The following is a 13,277-nucleotide window of genomic DNA, read 5'->3' as shown; positions in this document are numbered from 1 at the left end:
GCTGGACACGCCACGGCCTCACCCCATGGTACGGGTGCGCCGCCGCTGCGGCTCGCCGGGCTACGTCGGCGCAGCTCGGCCCGGCCCCGGACACACCCGGCGCCGGGGGCCGGGCCGCCCCTCCCCCGCGCTCCGCTCAGCCGCGTGGGAGGGACCTGCGCCGCCCTCGGAGCGGCTGCCGGGGGTGGCTCATTTCGCGGGGCTCGGCGACACCTTCGCCCCCTTCTTCAGGAAGCCCATGTCCTCGTAGACCGGCGTCTGGAAGCCGAAGGCCCCCGCGTTGACCACGTTCTTGCGCGCTCCCACCAGCTGGGGGCGCTGGTACAGCGGGATGGAGCCCGCCGACGCCCAGATGTGGGCGTCGGCCTGGCGGATCAGGTCCCGCTCCTCGTCCTCGTCCAGCGTGGTCGCGGCCTGGTCGAAGAGCTGGTCGACCTGGTCGGTACCGACCCGGGTGTAGTTCTGCTCCACGTTCACCGAGCCGTCCGCGGCCGGGACCGGCTTGGCGTAGACGGGGCGGGCGTCGGTCGCCGGGAAGGCGGAGGACGGCCAGGAGTACAGGGCGAGGTCGTAGTCGCCGGCGGCGATGTGGTCCTTGAAGTAGCTCTCGTCGGACACCTTGGTGATCGTCGTGCGGATGCCGACCTGTTCCAGCATCGCGGAGATCCGCTCGGCGACCGAGTTCAGGGTCTGCGAGCCGGGTCCGGAGGGCAGGACGAAGCGGAGCGTGAGGGGCTTGCCGTCCTTGGCGAGGGGGCCGGCCGGAGCGGCGGCCGGGGCGGCCGTGCCCTTGGGGGCGTAGGCGCCGGGCGCGCCGCCGTGCTTGCCCTCCTGGGCGAGGTGCCGGTCGGGGTGCTCGTGCTCGCCGCCGGGGGACTCGTGGTGCTTGCCCTTGCCGTCGGTGCCGCCGTGCCCCCTTCCGTCGCCGTCGGTGCCGCCGGGCGCCCGGCCGTCGTCGTGCCGGTCGTCGTGGCCCTTGTCGTCCTCCCCGACGATGTACTCGCCGTCGTCGCCTCCGTCCGAGACGTCCGCGTCCTGCTTGTTCCGCTTCTCCTTCTCCTGCTTCTCGGGGCCGGCCGCCTTCTCGCCCTTCTTCTCCTCCTTCAGCGGGCCGCCGCGCACCCAGCCGGCGTCGGCGAGCAGCGCCTGCGCCTCCTTGGCGTCCGGGCCGCCGATCGCGCCGCTGTTGTCGGCGTAGGCGGCCTGCCCGGACAGCGCGAGGTGGCTGCCGACGGGTACGGCGGGCAGCCCCAGCGGGGTGAGCACCAGCCGGGCCAGCTCGGTGCGGTCCAGGGCGCGGGCGACGGCCCGGCGGACCCGTTCGTCGGTGAGGGGGCCGGCGGCGCCGTTGAGGGCGAGCTGGGTGTAGGCGGGCTCCAGGGACTTGCGGACCTCGACGTCCCGCAGCTCCTGCTGCTGCTCCAGGTAGCGGGTGATGGCCTTGCGGAGCTTCTTCTTCCCGGCGTGCGCCTGGTCGGAGCCGAGGCCGTGCTCGACCGCCCACGCGCGCAGCTTCTTCACGGAGGTCCTGCCCCCCGCGCCCTGGAGCGGGGTGGCGGTGCCCTTCGTCCGGTGGGCGAGGCCGATCCGCTGGGCGTCGGTGGAGTCGATCTCGGCGAGGTCCACGCTGCCGTCGGCGAGCGCGGTGGCCCGCTTGTCGCGGGCGACGGCGTGCAGCACGATCTGGTTCAGCTTGGCGGGCTTGCCCCACCAGCGCGGGTTGCGGGTGAGGACGACGTCCTTCTTGGCGGTGTCGACCTTCTCCACCTTGAAGGGGCCGGCGGTGACCTTGAGCTTGCGGCGGGCGCCGTCGTTGAAGGCGTCCGGGGTGCCCATGACGTCCTTCGGGTACAGCGGGGAGAACAGCGACTTCCAGTCGGCGTAGGGGCGGGAGAAGGTGACCCGGACCTGGAGGTCGTTGGCGCCGCGCTCGATCTTGGCGATGCGGTCGTAGCCGGCGTTGCGGGCGGTCCAGTAGGCGCTGTTCTTCCCGGACAGGGCGCGCCACTGGGCGACGAAGTCGGCGGCGCCGATCTCCCGGCCGTCGCTCCAGACGGCCTGCTGGTTGAGCTTGTACAGCACGACCTGGCGCGGCTCGGTCTCGATGACCTTGGCCGACTCCAGATAGGCCGGGTCGGCCACCGGCCGGCCGGCGGAGTCCAGCCGGAACAGGGAGGGCAGCACGGCCTGGGCGACCCGGCTGGTGCCGCTGTCGGCGTCGGCCTGGAAGGTGTTCAGGGTCTCCGGTACGGCGTCCACGGCCCACTTCAGGGTGCCGCCGTCGGCGACCAGGTCCCGGGCGACCGGGGCGATGTCCTGCGGCGCGAGCGGGCTGCTGACCTCGTCGTCGTCACCGCAGCCGGCGAGCAGGGGGACGGCCAGGGCGCCGGCGCCGAGGAAGACGAGGGCCCGCTGGAGACGCCGGGACGGGCTCCCGGTCGTCGGGGAGTGCGCGCCGGCTCCTCGCGCCCCGCGGCGCAGCCGCTGGCCGGTGGTGTGGCCCCGCGCCCCTTCAGGGCGCTGCCCAACGCCGTCGTAGGACATCTCTGCTACCTCCAGGAAGCCACGGGCCTTATGCTCACATTTGTCGGTATATGGAGCTGATCACGTTTGGCGGTATATGGAGCTGATCAGATCTATGCGGCCACTGAAGAGGAAAGGATCCGGCAACGGTGGGCGACACGGCGACGACAGCCGGTAAGCCCACCCGTGCGGCGCAACACACCGGGCGATGCACCCGTACGCCTCGGCCAATCGCTGCACATCCCTTCACACCGGCAGGCCTGAGGCGCAACACTCCAAGGCGCATCAACGTTGCCGTCCATGGCCCGCCGGACCCGCGGAAGCGAGGGCAAGTCATGTCCGTGCACGACGACATCAACGCCGTACAGCGCTGTCTCGACGACCTCCACCGGTCGCTGGGGCGCCTGGAACACCAGCTCGGCAGCGGCGGCCTGGAGATACGCCGGGTCCGTCTGGACGCCGACCACCTGCGCGAGAGCCTGGCCCTGCTCCGGGCCGCCGCCGCGGCCCCGGCCGCGCAGCGCCGGCCCGACCTCGTCACCATCTCCGACGCGCCCTACGACATCAGCCTGTGGACCGACACGGACGACGAGGGACTGGGCGCCCGCGACCGCCGCGCCCCCTGATCAACCGCTACCGACCGGAGTCCTGACTTGGCCACTGGTACGGAACCCCAACAGAACAGCGGCGGCGTACGCGCCCGTACGCGCGCCGCGATCGCCGCCCCGCACCTGCGGACCGACCGCTGGTGGCTGGCGCCCGCCGTCACCGCGGCCGGGCTGCTGGCGTTCGTCGTGTACTCGACGTGGCGGGCCTTCGCGGGCGCCCACTACTACGCGGCGCCGTACGTCTCGCCGTTCTACTCGCCGTGCCTGGCGGAGAACTGCCGGACCATGCGCGGCGGGCCGAACGCCGACCTCTTCGGCGGCTGGTGGGGCATCTCCCCCGCGATCATCATCCTCGTCTTCCCGCTCGGTTTCCGCCTGACCTGCTACTACTACCGCAAGGCGTACTACCGCGCGTTCTGGGCGTCCCCGCCCGCCTGCGCGGTGGCCGAGCCGCACCGCGCGTACACCGGCGAGACCCGCTTCCCGCTGATCCTGCAGAACGTCCACCGGTACTTCTTCTACGCCGCCCTGCTGGTGGCGGGCGTGCTGACGTACGACACCGTGCTGGCCTTCCGGGACGAGCACTACCGGTGGGGGCACATGGGTCTGGGCAGCCTGGTCTTCCTCGCCAACATCGTGCTGATCTGGGCGTACACCCTCTCCTGCCACTCCTGCCGGCACATCGTCGGCGGCAAGCTCAAGCACTTCTCCCGGCATCCCCTGCGCTACCGGGCCTGGCGGTTCGTCGGACGGCTCAACGCCCGGCACATGCAGCTGGCCTGGGCCTCGCTGCTCAGCGTGGCGTTGGCCGACTTCTACGTGTACCTGGTCGCGTCCGGCGTCTTCGACGATCCGAGGTTCTTCTGATGGCAGCGGTGGAACGGCAGCAGTGGGACGTCGTGGTCGTCGGCGCGGGCGGCGCCGGGCTGCGCGCGGCGATCGAGGCGCGCGAGCGGGGCGCCCGTACGGCGGTGATCTGCAAGTCGCTGTTCGGCAAGGCGCACACGGTGATGGCCGAGGGCGGCATCGCGGCGGCGATGGCCAACGCCAACGAGCACGACACCTGGCAGGTCCACTTCCGCGACACCCTGCGCGGCGGCAAGTTCCTCAACCAGTGGCGGATGGCCGAGCTGCACGCGCAGGAGGCCCCGGACCGGGTGTGGGAGCTGGAGACCTGGGGCGCGCTGTTCGACCGGACGAAGGACGGCCGGATCTCGCAGCGCAACTTCGGCGGCCACGAGTACCCGCGCCTCGCGCACGTCGGTGACCGCACCGGCCTGGAGCTGATCCGCACCCTCCAGCAGAAGACCGTCGCGCTCCAGCAGGAGGACTTCGAGGAGACCGGGGACTACGAGTCCCGGCTGAAGGTCTTCCAGGAGTGCACGGTCACCAGGATCCTCAAGGACGGCGACCGGGTCTCGGGGGTCTTCGCCTACGACCGCGAGACCGGACGCTTCTTCGTCCTGGAGGCGCCCGCCGTGGTCCTCGCCACCGGCGGCATCGGCAAGTCCTTCAAGGTCACCTCGAACTCGTGGGAGTACACCGGCGACGGCCACGCGCTGGCGCTGCTCGCCGGCGCGCCCCTGCTGAACATGGAGTTCGTGCAGTTCCACCCGACCGGCATGGTCTGGCCGCCGTCGGTGAAGGGCATCCTCGTCACCGAGTCGGTGCGCGGCGACGGCGGGGTCCTCCGGAACTCCGAGGGCAAGCGGTTCATGTTCGACTACGTCCCGGACGTCTTCAAGGAGAAGTACGCCGAGTCGGAGGAGGAGGCCGACCGGTGGTACGAGGACCCCGACAACAACCGCCGGCCGCCCGAACTCCTCCCCCGCGACGAGGTGGCCCGCGCGATCAACGCCGAGGTGAAGGCGGGCCGCGGCTCCCCGCACGGCGGGGTCTTCCTGGACGTGTCGACCCGGATGCCCGCCGAGGTGATCCGGCGCCGGCTGCCGTCCATGTACCACCAGTTCAAGGAGCTCGCGGACGTCGACATCACCGCGGAGGCGATGGAGGTCGGACCGACCTGCCACTACGTGATGGGCGGCATCGCGGTCGACTCCGACACCGCGGCGGCCCGCGGGGTGCCGGGGCTGTACGCGGCCGGTGAGGTGGCCGGCGGCATGCACGGCTCCAACCGGCTCGGCGGCAACTCCCTCTCCGACCTGCTCGTCTTCGGCCGCCGGGCGGGCTGGCACGCGGCGGAGTACGCGCGGGGGGCGGCCGGCATGCGGCCGGCGGTGGACGACGTCCAGGTCGACGCGGCCGCCGCGGAGGCACTGCGGCCCTTCTCCGCGGAGGCGGGGCGCGACAGCGGGGCGGGGACGCCGGAGAACCCGTACACCCTGCACCAGGAACTCCAGCAGTCGATGAACGACCTGGTCGGCATCATCCGCCGCGAGGGCGAGATGGAGCAGGCCCTGCACAAGCTGGCCGAGCTGCGGGCCCGGGCGCGGCGGGCCGGGGTCGAGGGCCACCGCCAGTTCAACCCCGGCTGGCACCTCGCCCTGGACCTCAGGAACATGCTGCTGGTCAGCGAGTGCGTGGCCCGGGCCGCGCTGGAGCGCACCGAGTCGCGCGGCGGGCACACCCGCGAGGACCATCCGACGATGGACCGCGCCTGGCGCAACGTGAACCTGCTGTGCACCCTCGCCGACCCCACCGGGGGCCTCGCCGCGGCCGACCCGGCCCGGGGCCAGATCCGCCTCGCCCGCGAGACCACCGCGCCCATCCGCCCGGACCTGCTCGCCCTCTTCGAGAAGGAGGAGCTGGTCAAGTACCTCGCCGAAGAGGAGCTGTACGAGTGAGCAGCTACGAGGCCCGCTTCCAGGTGTGGCGGGGCGACGAACGGGGCGGCGGCCTGCGGGACTTCACGGTCGAGGTGAACGACGGCGAGGTGGTCCTGGACATCGTCCACCGTCTCCAGGCCACCCAGGCGCCCGACCTCGCCGTGCGCTGGAACTGCAAGGCCGGAAAGTGCGGTTCGTGCTCGGCGGAGATCAACGGCCGGCCGCGGCTGCTGTGCATGACCCGCATGTCGGTCTTCGACCGCGCCGAGACCGTCACGATCACCCCGCTGCGCGCCTTCCCGGTGATCCGGGACCTGGTGACGGACGTCGGCTTCAACTACGAGAAGGCACGCGAGGTCCCGGCGTTCGTGCCACCCGCCGGTCTGGGCCCCGGCGAGTACCGCATGTTCCAGGAGGACGTGGACCGTGCGCAGGAGTTCCGCAAGTGCATCGAGTGCTTCCTGTGCCAGAACACCTGCCATGTGGTGCGCGACCACGAGGAGAACAAGCAGGCGTTCGCCGGCCCCCGCTATCTGATGCGGGTCGCCGAACTCGACATGCACCCGCTGGACGCGGCGGCCGAGACCGGCCTGGAGCGCAGCCGCGCCGCCCAGGACGACCACGGCCTCGGCTACTGCAACATCACCAAGTGCTGCACGGAGGTCTGCCCCGAGGGCATCAGGATCACCGACAACGCGCTGATCCCGCTGAAGGAACGGGCGGTCGACCGCAAGTACGACCCGTTGGTGTGGCTCGGTTCGAAGATCAGGAGGCGTCCCGCAGAAGGCCGAGCGCCCGCCGGAGATTGAACTCCGCGATCTGCCGCATGGCGTCCCGCTCCGGGAAGTCGCCGTCGAGCAGCCGCAGCGGCCCGGCGACCAGGTTCAGATGGGTCGCGAGCCGGTACAGGGCCATCCGGCCGGGGTCGAGGCCGGGGGCCCGCAGCGCGTCGTAGGCGGGGCCGAAGCGGAGCTGGAGGAAGACGTGCTCCCACTCGGCGTCGAAGTACATCAGCCCCTCGATGTCGATGAGCGCGGGATCGCCGTCCGGGGTCACCAGGACGTGGTCGGGCCCGAGTTCGCCGTGCACGAGGGAGGTGTGGCCGCGCGGTCCGACGGCGGCCCCGAGGTCCCGGACCCGCTCCGTCAGCGCCTCGCGCGCCGCGCGGATGCGGGGGTCCCGCTCGGCGGCGTCCGCGATGTCCCGGACCGCCCGGTCGGCGACGACCCGCGCGCAGGAGCCGCCGAGCGCGGTACCGCCCCGCGCCACCAGGAGCGCCTTGCCGTGCCCGGCGGCCGTGCACTCGCGCAACACCCCGAGCACCCCGGCCAGGCGCTCCAGCGGCACCCGGGCCGCGTCCGGGTCCTCGCGCAGCAGCTGCTCCAGGTTCGCGCCGCGGATGTCCTCCACGACCACCGCGGGCGCGCACAGGTGGACGGCGTCCTCGTCGGCGAGCAGCAGCCGCGGCACGCGGACGCCGAGCGCGGTGAGCCGGTGGTGGGCGGCCAGGAACAGACCGATGCCGGAGGCGTGCGAGAAGCTGTCGCGGAGGTCGGCGTCGGGGCGCCCCCAGTAGTCCTCCTCGGGGGACCAGACGTACGCGATCGCGGTGCCACCGTCGTCGAGGACGAGCCGGTAGACGCCCTTCTTGGAGCCGCCGCGCAGCCGGTGCGCGGCGGCGGGGGTGCGGCCGAGGGCCGCGCGGGCGAGCGGGGCGAGGTCGGCAGGGGTGAGGGGGGCGCGGGCGGGCGTCATGGCGTGCGGACCCAGTCCTTCCGATAGGCGGTCCAGTCCTCCTCCGTGGCGGCGAAGTCGACGTACAGGGCGACGCCGAAGCGGGCACGGTCCGCGTCGGTCCGGGACAGGCCCAGCCGGACGCCCCGCACGGCCGCCGGGACGGTCTCGGCGTGCGCCCAGTGACCGAACCGGTTCTCGTGGTAGAAGGGCAGGCCCATCAGCAGGTCGGTGCCCTCCGGGGTGACCTCCAGGGCGAGGCTGGTCTGCTGGGCCACATAGCCGCCGTACAGGCTCTGCAGCGGCTGCATGGTGTCGTACGACATGACGGCGATCTGGTCCACCCGGCGGGCCACCTGCCCGAAGTACGCCTGCGACCACCACTTGGGGTGGCCGGTGGTGGCACCCCAGAAGGAGTGGAAGGCGGGCAGCGGGTCGATCTGGTGGGCGGCGACGGAGAGCACGGCACCCCGGGCGTGGGTCAGCTCGCGCAGGTCGTCGAGGAGACCGAGGTAGTCGCGGTCGCCGGAGTGCAGGGGTTCGAGGTCGAAGTGGGCGCCCTGGAAGCCGGCGGCGAGGACGGAGCGGGTGGAGTCGAGGACCGCCGCGCGGGTGGCGGGACGGTCGAGCCGCAGCCCCTCCGGGCCCTCGCTCGCCAGTGTGTCGCCGAGCCAGGCCTGGACCCGTACGCCGGGCAGCTCCCGGTGGACGGCCGCCGTCAGCCGGCGGGCCTTCGGGTACGCGGACGCGGGGAGCGTGCCGTCGTGCTCCAGCGGCCCCGCGTGCACGTACAGGTCCCGGATCCCGGTGTCGCGCAGGCGCCGGGCGAGGGCCTTGACGTCCTCGTCGGTCTTCCGTCCGTCCACCCAGGCGTGTCCCAGCCAGAGGGCGTCCTGGTGGCGGGTGCGGGCGCCGGGGGCCGGATCGCCGGTGTAGTTCAGCCGGAGGGCCGTCTCGGCGGTGAGGAGCGGGAGCAGGAGGACGGCGAGGACGACCGAGGCGACGCGGAGGACACGACGACGGCGCGTACGGACCGGTACCCGCCCCGTCCGCTCACCGGCGGTTGCCGACTCGTCGTCCGCCGGGTCCTCGCCGGTCGGGTCCACGGCCGTCGGGTCCACGCCGGTCGGGCCTTCGCCCGCCCGGTCCACGGCCGCCGAGTTCTCGCTGCTCGGCTCCCCGGCCGCAGGCTTCTCGCCGGCGCCGGTCGGGTTCTCGCCCGGCGGGCCCTCGGCCGCCGGGTTTTCGTCCCTCTGGCTTTCGCCCGTCGGGTTTCCGTCCATCCCGTCCCCCTGTCCGTCTGGTCCCCCACCCGTATCCGTCCCGCTCGCGGAGCCGCCTACCTGGCCATACGCTCCACAACGTGACGTCCTCCCTGATCCGGGGCCGGGCCCGGCGCGCCTCCCCCTCGCACATACGGGCGCGGGTGGCGCATGCCGTGCCGGGCGCTCTGGTGGGAGCCGGGTTGCTGGTGTCACCGGTGATGACGGTCGCGGCCCATGCTCCGGTTCCGGTGGCGAGCGTCGCCGCCCCGCGGGGGGACGAGACGTCGGCGGCCGACCTCGTGCTGCCGCTGATCGCCGGGGTCGCGGCCGTGTCCCTGGCCGGGTACGGCTATCTGCGGCGCACCCGGCGGGCCCGGACCCGGACGACTCCGGGCACCGTCCCGGCACAGCCGCCCGCACCCACCCCGGCCGACTCCGAGCGTCAGGCGCGGGCGGCACTGCGGCTGGCCGACGACTGCGTACGGACCAGCGGGGAGGAACTGTCCTTCGTAGGGGAGCTGTTCCCGGAGAAGCAGACGGAGCCGTTCACGCACGCGCTGCGGGCCGCAGAGACGGAGTTGTCCGCGGCGTTCGCGATCTGGCGGCGGTACGAGGAGGGCGTCCCTCAGGAGGCGAGCGCGCGGCGCCAGGCGCTGGTCGGGGTGATCGGCCGCTGTGCGGAGGCCGGGCGCCGGCTGGACGCGGAGGCGGAGGCGCTGGACCGGCTGCGGGGGCTGGGCGAGGACCGGGAGGGCGGGGAACGGGGGGTGGGGGCGGCGCTGGTCGTGGCCGAGGAGCGGTTCCGGGAGCTGGCGGCGCGGGCGGTGACCGCGCAGGGCACCCTGGCGGCCCTGCGGGAGCGGTACCCGCCCTCGGCGGTCGGTCCCGTCGCCGGGTACGTCGAACAGGCCAAGGACCGGCTGGTGTTCGCCACCGCCCGGCTCAACGAGGGCCGCCAGGCCGTCGACGCGGGCGCGCCGCGGCGGGCCGCCCGGCAGCTGCGCGCCGGGGAGGGCGCGGTGATCCAGGCGGGGGTGCTGGTGGGCGGGGTGGAGCGGCTCGCGGCGCGGCTGCGGGAGGCGGCCGGGCTGGTACCGGCGGCGCTGACCGGCGCGGAGGCGGAACTGACCGCGGTCCGGAACAGGACCGGGACCTCGCTGCCCACGGGTGAGCCGCGCCCCCGGACGGCCTACGCCGACGGGGTGCTGGCCGCGGTCCGCGAGGAGCTGACGGGCGGGCCGTACGATCCGCTGGACGCGCTGCGCCGGATCACCCGGGCCGTCGAGCGGTCGGCCGGGGCCGCGCGCGGCGGGGTGCTGGACACGGCGGCGCTGCTCGTGGCGCGTAGTTCCGTGGCCGGGGCGGAGGAGTTCGTCGCGGTGCACCGGGGGGCCGTGGGCACGGAGGCCCGGGCCCTGCTGGCGGAGGCGGTCCGGGAGCTGGGCGCGGGCGACACCGCCCGGGCCGACGCGGTGGCCCGGGAGGCACGGGAACGGGCCGAACGGGACGTGCGGTCCTACGACACCCCCCGCACCGAGGCCCACGCGGCCGGCCTCACCGGCGCCCTCCTCGGCGGGATCCTCCTGCCGGAGGCCCCGGACCCCGGCCGGCCCGCCGCCTTCGGCGGCCCGCAGACCCGCGCGCGCTACGCCCCGTGAGCCGTTCCCGACGCCCCCGGCACCGCGCCCTCCACCGAGTCCGGTGGGGGCGATGTCGGGTCAGAACAGGCTCAGCAGCGCCTCCGCCGGGTCGGTGAGGGTGCCTTCCCCGCCCGGCAGCGGCAGTTCGAACCACACCGTCTTGCCGCGGGGCGTCCGGCGGGAGCCCCAGGCCGCGCTGAGGAGACCGACCAGCTGCAGGCCCCGGCCGCCCTCGTCGGTGTCCCGGGCCCGTCGGCGCCTGGGCTGGACCAGTCCGGCGTCCCAGACCTCGCAGACCAGCGTGCGGTCGAGCAGCAGCCGTAGTCTGATGTCCCCCTCGCCGTACCGCAGCGCGTTCGTCACCAGCTCGCTGACCAGCAGTTCCGTCGTGTCGACCAGCGGTTCCAGGTCCCAGGACAGCAGCTGTCCGCGGGCGTACTCCCGGGCCCGGCCCACGCTGCGCGGCTCCCTCGGCAGGGTCCAGTCGCCGACCGAGTCGGCGGGCAGCCCCTGCACCCGGGCCATCAGCAGCGCGATGTCGTCCTCGCCGTGATGGGTGTCCAGGGTGCTGAGGACGTGGTCGCAGACGTCCTCCAGCGGGCGGGAGGGGTCCGTGAGCGCGCCGATGAACGCCTGCAGCCCCTCGTCCAGGGGGTGGTCGCGGGACTCCACCAGGCCGTCCGTGTAGAGCGCGAGCAGCGCGCCCTCCGGGAGCTCGACCTCCACCTCCTCGAACGGCTCGCCGCCCACCCCGAGCGGCATCCCGGGCGGCACGTCGAGCATGAGTGCCGCCTCCCCGGGCTCGACCAGGACCGGCGGCAGATGGCCGGCGTTGGCGAACGTACAGCGTCTGGTGACGGAGTCGTACACGGCGTACACGCAGGTCGCCAGGTACACCTCCGAGAGGTCGGCGTCCCGGGGCTGTCGGGCCGCCCGGGTCGCCTGCTGGACACCGCCCGGGGTGCCGAGCCCGCGTGCGATCTCGTCCAGCGCCGAGAGGACCTCCGCCGGTTCCAGGTCGAGCAGGGCCAGGGTGCGTACGGCCGTACGGAGTTCGCCCATCGCGACCGCCGCCCGCAGACCCCGCCCCATGACGTCCCCGACCACCAGGGCCGTGCGGTGCCCGGGGAGTTCGATGACGTCGAACCAGTCGCCGCCCACCTCGGTCGCCGCGTTGCCCGGCAGGTAGCGGCAGGCGATGTCCAGACCGGAGGCCTCGGGGTCGCCGGGCGGGAGCAGGGACCGCTGCAGTATCAACGCCCGTTCGTGCTCGCGGCGGTAGAGGCGCGCGTTGTCGATGCAGACCGCGGCCCGCGCCGCCAGTTCGACGGCCAGGTCCCGGTCGCGGTCCCCGAACGGCTCGCTGCCCTTCGTGCGGGCGAACTGCGCGAGCCCCACGACCGTGTCGTGGGCGACCATCGGCACGGCCAGCGTGGACTGCACGAGGCCGCCCTCCTCGGCGGGCACGTGCTGCGGCCGGGCGGTGCGCAACGCGTCCGCGCAGGGCGAGTTGAAGGGGAAGTGGTGGACCGCGCCTACCTCGACGGCTTTCCCGGAGCCGCTGAAGGGTGCCCCGGAGACGGCGCTGGCGAAGGCGACCCGGCGCAGTTCGGCGCTGCCGTCGGCGAGCCCGGGCGGGGCCTCGTCGCCGGCCAGCAGGCCCTGGTAGAGGTCGACGGTGGCGAGGTCGCAGAAGCCGGGGACGACGACGTCGAGGAGCTCGCGGGCCGTGGTCTCCAGGTCCAGGGAGTTCCCTATGCGGGCGCCGGCCTCGTTGAGCAGCGCGAGGTTGCGGCGGGCGGCGGCGGCCTCGCGGGCGGCGGCCCGGCGGGCGGTGATGTCGGTGCCGAGCCAGGCGATGCCGATGGGGCGGCCGGTGCCGCTGTGCACGCGGTAGAGGTTGACCGACCAGTGCCGGCGTTCCTCCGAGCCCGGGACGAAGCCGGTGACGTGCATGTCGGTGATGGACTCGCCGGTCTCCAGCACCCGCCGCAGGGTGGCCGAGACCCGCTCGGCCTCACCGCGGAGCAGATAGTCGTGAACTCCCTTGCCCCGGTGGTCGTCGGGGGTCCCGCCGAAGACGGAGGCGAACCGCATGTTGGCCCGGCGCACCCGCAACTCGGCGTCGATCAGCAGGAATCCGAAAGGGGACTGGCCGAAAATCGCCTGCGAGGCGGCGAGATCGGTCTCGATGCTGCGCAGCGTACGGACGTCCACGACGATGCAGACGGCGGCCTTCTCGCCCTCGGCGGTGCGCGTCGGCATGACGTAGACCTCGGCCAGCCCCTCCTCCCCGCGCGTGCCGTCCGGCCGGTCCGGCATCCGGAACGGCACCACTCCGGTCCACTCGCGCCCGTCGAGGATTTCGGCCATCTTCCGCTGGCCGCGGTCGCGCAGGTCGGGGTCGATGAAGGCCTCTATCGGGTCCATGCCGACGGCGCGTTCGGCGGGGATCCCGAAGAGCTGCTCGGCACGCAGGCTCCACTGGTCGACCAGTCCGCCGGGGCTGATGGAGAAGGAGGCGACCTTGATGTAGTCGTAGATCGAACCGGGCGGACTGCTCTGCCACATGGCGTCACCGGGCGCCGCGGCAGCCTCCGCGGCCTGACTCCTCGCGCCGTCCGACGGGTCCTCGGACTCCGTGGCCTTCGCTGGTATCTCGCTCACGCGAACCGTCCCCTCCAGCTCACCGCGTCCGGCACCGGTCACCGGGGGCGGCTG

Annotated in this window: 9 protein-coding genes; 5 read left to right on the top strand and 4 right to left on the bottom strand. The window is 73.7% G+C overall.

Features of this window, described 5'->3' with window-relative positions; all coding sequences use genetic code 11:
• Window positions 1-189: 189 nt before the first annotated feature.
• Window positions 190-2,544, bottom strand: coding sequence for an ABC transporter family substrate-binding protein (locus tag ACZ7N4_RS09945; RefSeq protein WP_471355843.1), 2,355 nt, complete (start codon window positions 2,542-2,544; stop codon window positions 190-192).
• 314 nt (window positions 2,545-2,858) lie between these two features.
• On the opposite strand from ACZ7N4_RS09945, the gene ACZ7N4_RS09940 reads away from it, so the two are divergent.
• Genes ACZ7N4_RS09940 through ACZ7N4_RS09925 form a run of 4 tightly spaced genes read left to right on the top strand, consistent with a single transcriptional unit; the run spans window position 2,859 to window position 6,726 of the window.
• Complete coding sequence (locus tag ACZ7N4_RS09940) at window positions 2,859-3,149, top strand: hypothetical protein (RefSeq protein ID WP_471355841.1); 291 nt, start codon at window positions 2,859-2,861, stop codon at window positions 3,147-3,149.
• Between the two features lie 27 nt (window positions 3,150-3,176).
• A complete protein-coding gene (locus ACZ7N4_RS09935; protein WP_471355839.1) occupies window positions 3,177-3,998 on the top strand; it encodes a hypothetical protein in 822 nt (273 codons plus the stop codon).
• Window positions 3,998-5,935 carry a fumarate reductase/succinate dehydrogenase flavoprotein subunit gene (locus tag ACZ7N4_RS09930; RefSeq protein ID WP_471355837.1) on the top strand — a complete coding sequence of 646 codons (1,938 nt, stop codon included), beginning with the start codon at window positions 3,998-4,000 and terminating at the stop codon, window positions 5,933-5,935. Before ACZ7N4_RS09935 ends, ACZ7N4_RS09930 begins: the two co-directional genes overlap by 1 nt.
• Complete coding sequence (locus ACZ7N4_RS09925; RefSeq protein WP_471355835.1) at window positions 5,932-6,726, top strand: succinate dehydrogenase/fumarate reductase iron-sulfur subunit; 795 nt, start codon at window positions 5,932-5,934, stop codon at window positions 6,724-6,726. The genes ACZ7N4_RS09930 and ACZ7N4_RS09925 overlap by 4 nt, the downstream gene beginning before the upstream one ends.
• Here ACZ7N4_RS09925 and ACZ7N4_RS09920 read toward each other — a convergent pair.
• Both ACZ7N4_RS09920 and ACZ7N4_RS09915 read right to left on the bottom strand, forming a co-directional pair.
• Window positions 6,683-7,672, bottom strand: coding sequence for a phosphotransferase family protein (locus ACZ7N4_RS09920; RefSeq protein ID WP_471355833.1), 990 nt, complete (start codon window positions 7,670-7,672; stop codon window positions 6,683-6,685). The genes ACZ7N4_RS09925 and ACZ7N4_RS09920 overlap by 44 nt on opposite strands.
• Window positions 7,669-8,934, bottom strand: coding sequence for a glycoside hydrolase family 18 protein (locus tag ACZ7N4_RS09915; protein ID WP_471355830.1), 1,266 nt, complete (start codon window positions 8,932-8,934; stop codon window positions 7,669-7,671). Before ACZ7N4_RS09915 ends, ACZ7N4_RS09920 begins: the two co-directional genes overlap by 4 nt.
• Before the next feature lie 80 nt (window positions 8,935-9,014).
• On the opposite strand from ACZ7N4_RS09915, the gene ACZ7N4_RS09910 reads away from it, so the two are divergent.
• The gene (locus ACZ7N4_RS09910) at window positions 9,015-10,574 is read left to right on the top strand and encodes a hypothetical protein (protein ID WP_471355827.1); all 1,560 of its coding nucleotides are present in this window, start codon (window positions 9,015-9,017) and stop codon (window positions 10,572-10,574) included.
• A gap of 60 nt (window positions 10,575-10,634) precedes the next feature.
• On the opposite strand, the gene ACZ7N4_RS09905 is transcribed toward ACZ7N4_RS09910, so the two are convergent.
• Window positions 10,635-13,223: a SpoIIE family protein phosphatase gene (locus ACZ7N4_RS09905; protein WP_471355825.1), complete on the bottom strand. Its 2,589-nt coding sequence runs from the start codon at window positions 13,221-13,223 to the stop codon at window positions 10,635-10,637.
• Window positions 13,224-13,277: the final 54 nt, after the last annotated feature.

This window comes from Streptomyces sp. NPDC107654 (assembly GCF_055639035.1).
The sequence above is the reverse complement of the archived record's forward strand: the minus strand, read 5'-3'. Positions and strand labels throughout refer to the sequence as shown.

Excerpts from the sequence above, each read along its gene's own strand:
- ACZ7N4_RS09945 (WP_471355843.1), bottom strand. The coding sequence starts at position 2,544 with ATGTCCTACGACGGCGTTGGGCAGCGCCCTGAAGGGGCGCGGGGCCAC.
- ACZ7N4_RS09940 (WP_471355841.1), top strand. The coding sequence starts at position 2,859 with ATGTCCGTGCACGACGACATCAACGCCGTACAGCGCTGTCTCGACGAC.
- ACZ7N4_RS09930 (WP_471355837.1), top strand. The coding sequence starts at position 3,998 with ATGGCAGCGGTGGAACGGCAGCAGTGGGACGTCGTGGTCGTCGGCGCG.
- ACZ7N4_RS09920 (WP_471355833.1), bottom strand. The coding sequence starts at position 7,672 with ATGACGCCCGCCCGCGCCCCCCTCACCCCTGCCGACCTCGCCCCGCTC.
- ACZ7N4_RS09915 (WP_471355830.1), bottom strand. The coding sequence starts at position 8,934 with ATGGACGGAAACCCGACGGGCGAAAGCCAGAGGGACGAAAACCCGGCG.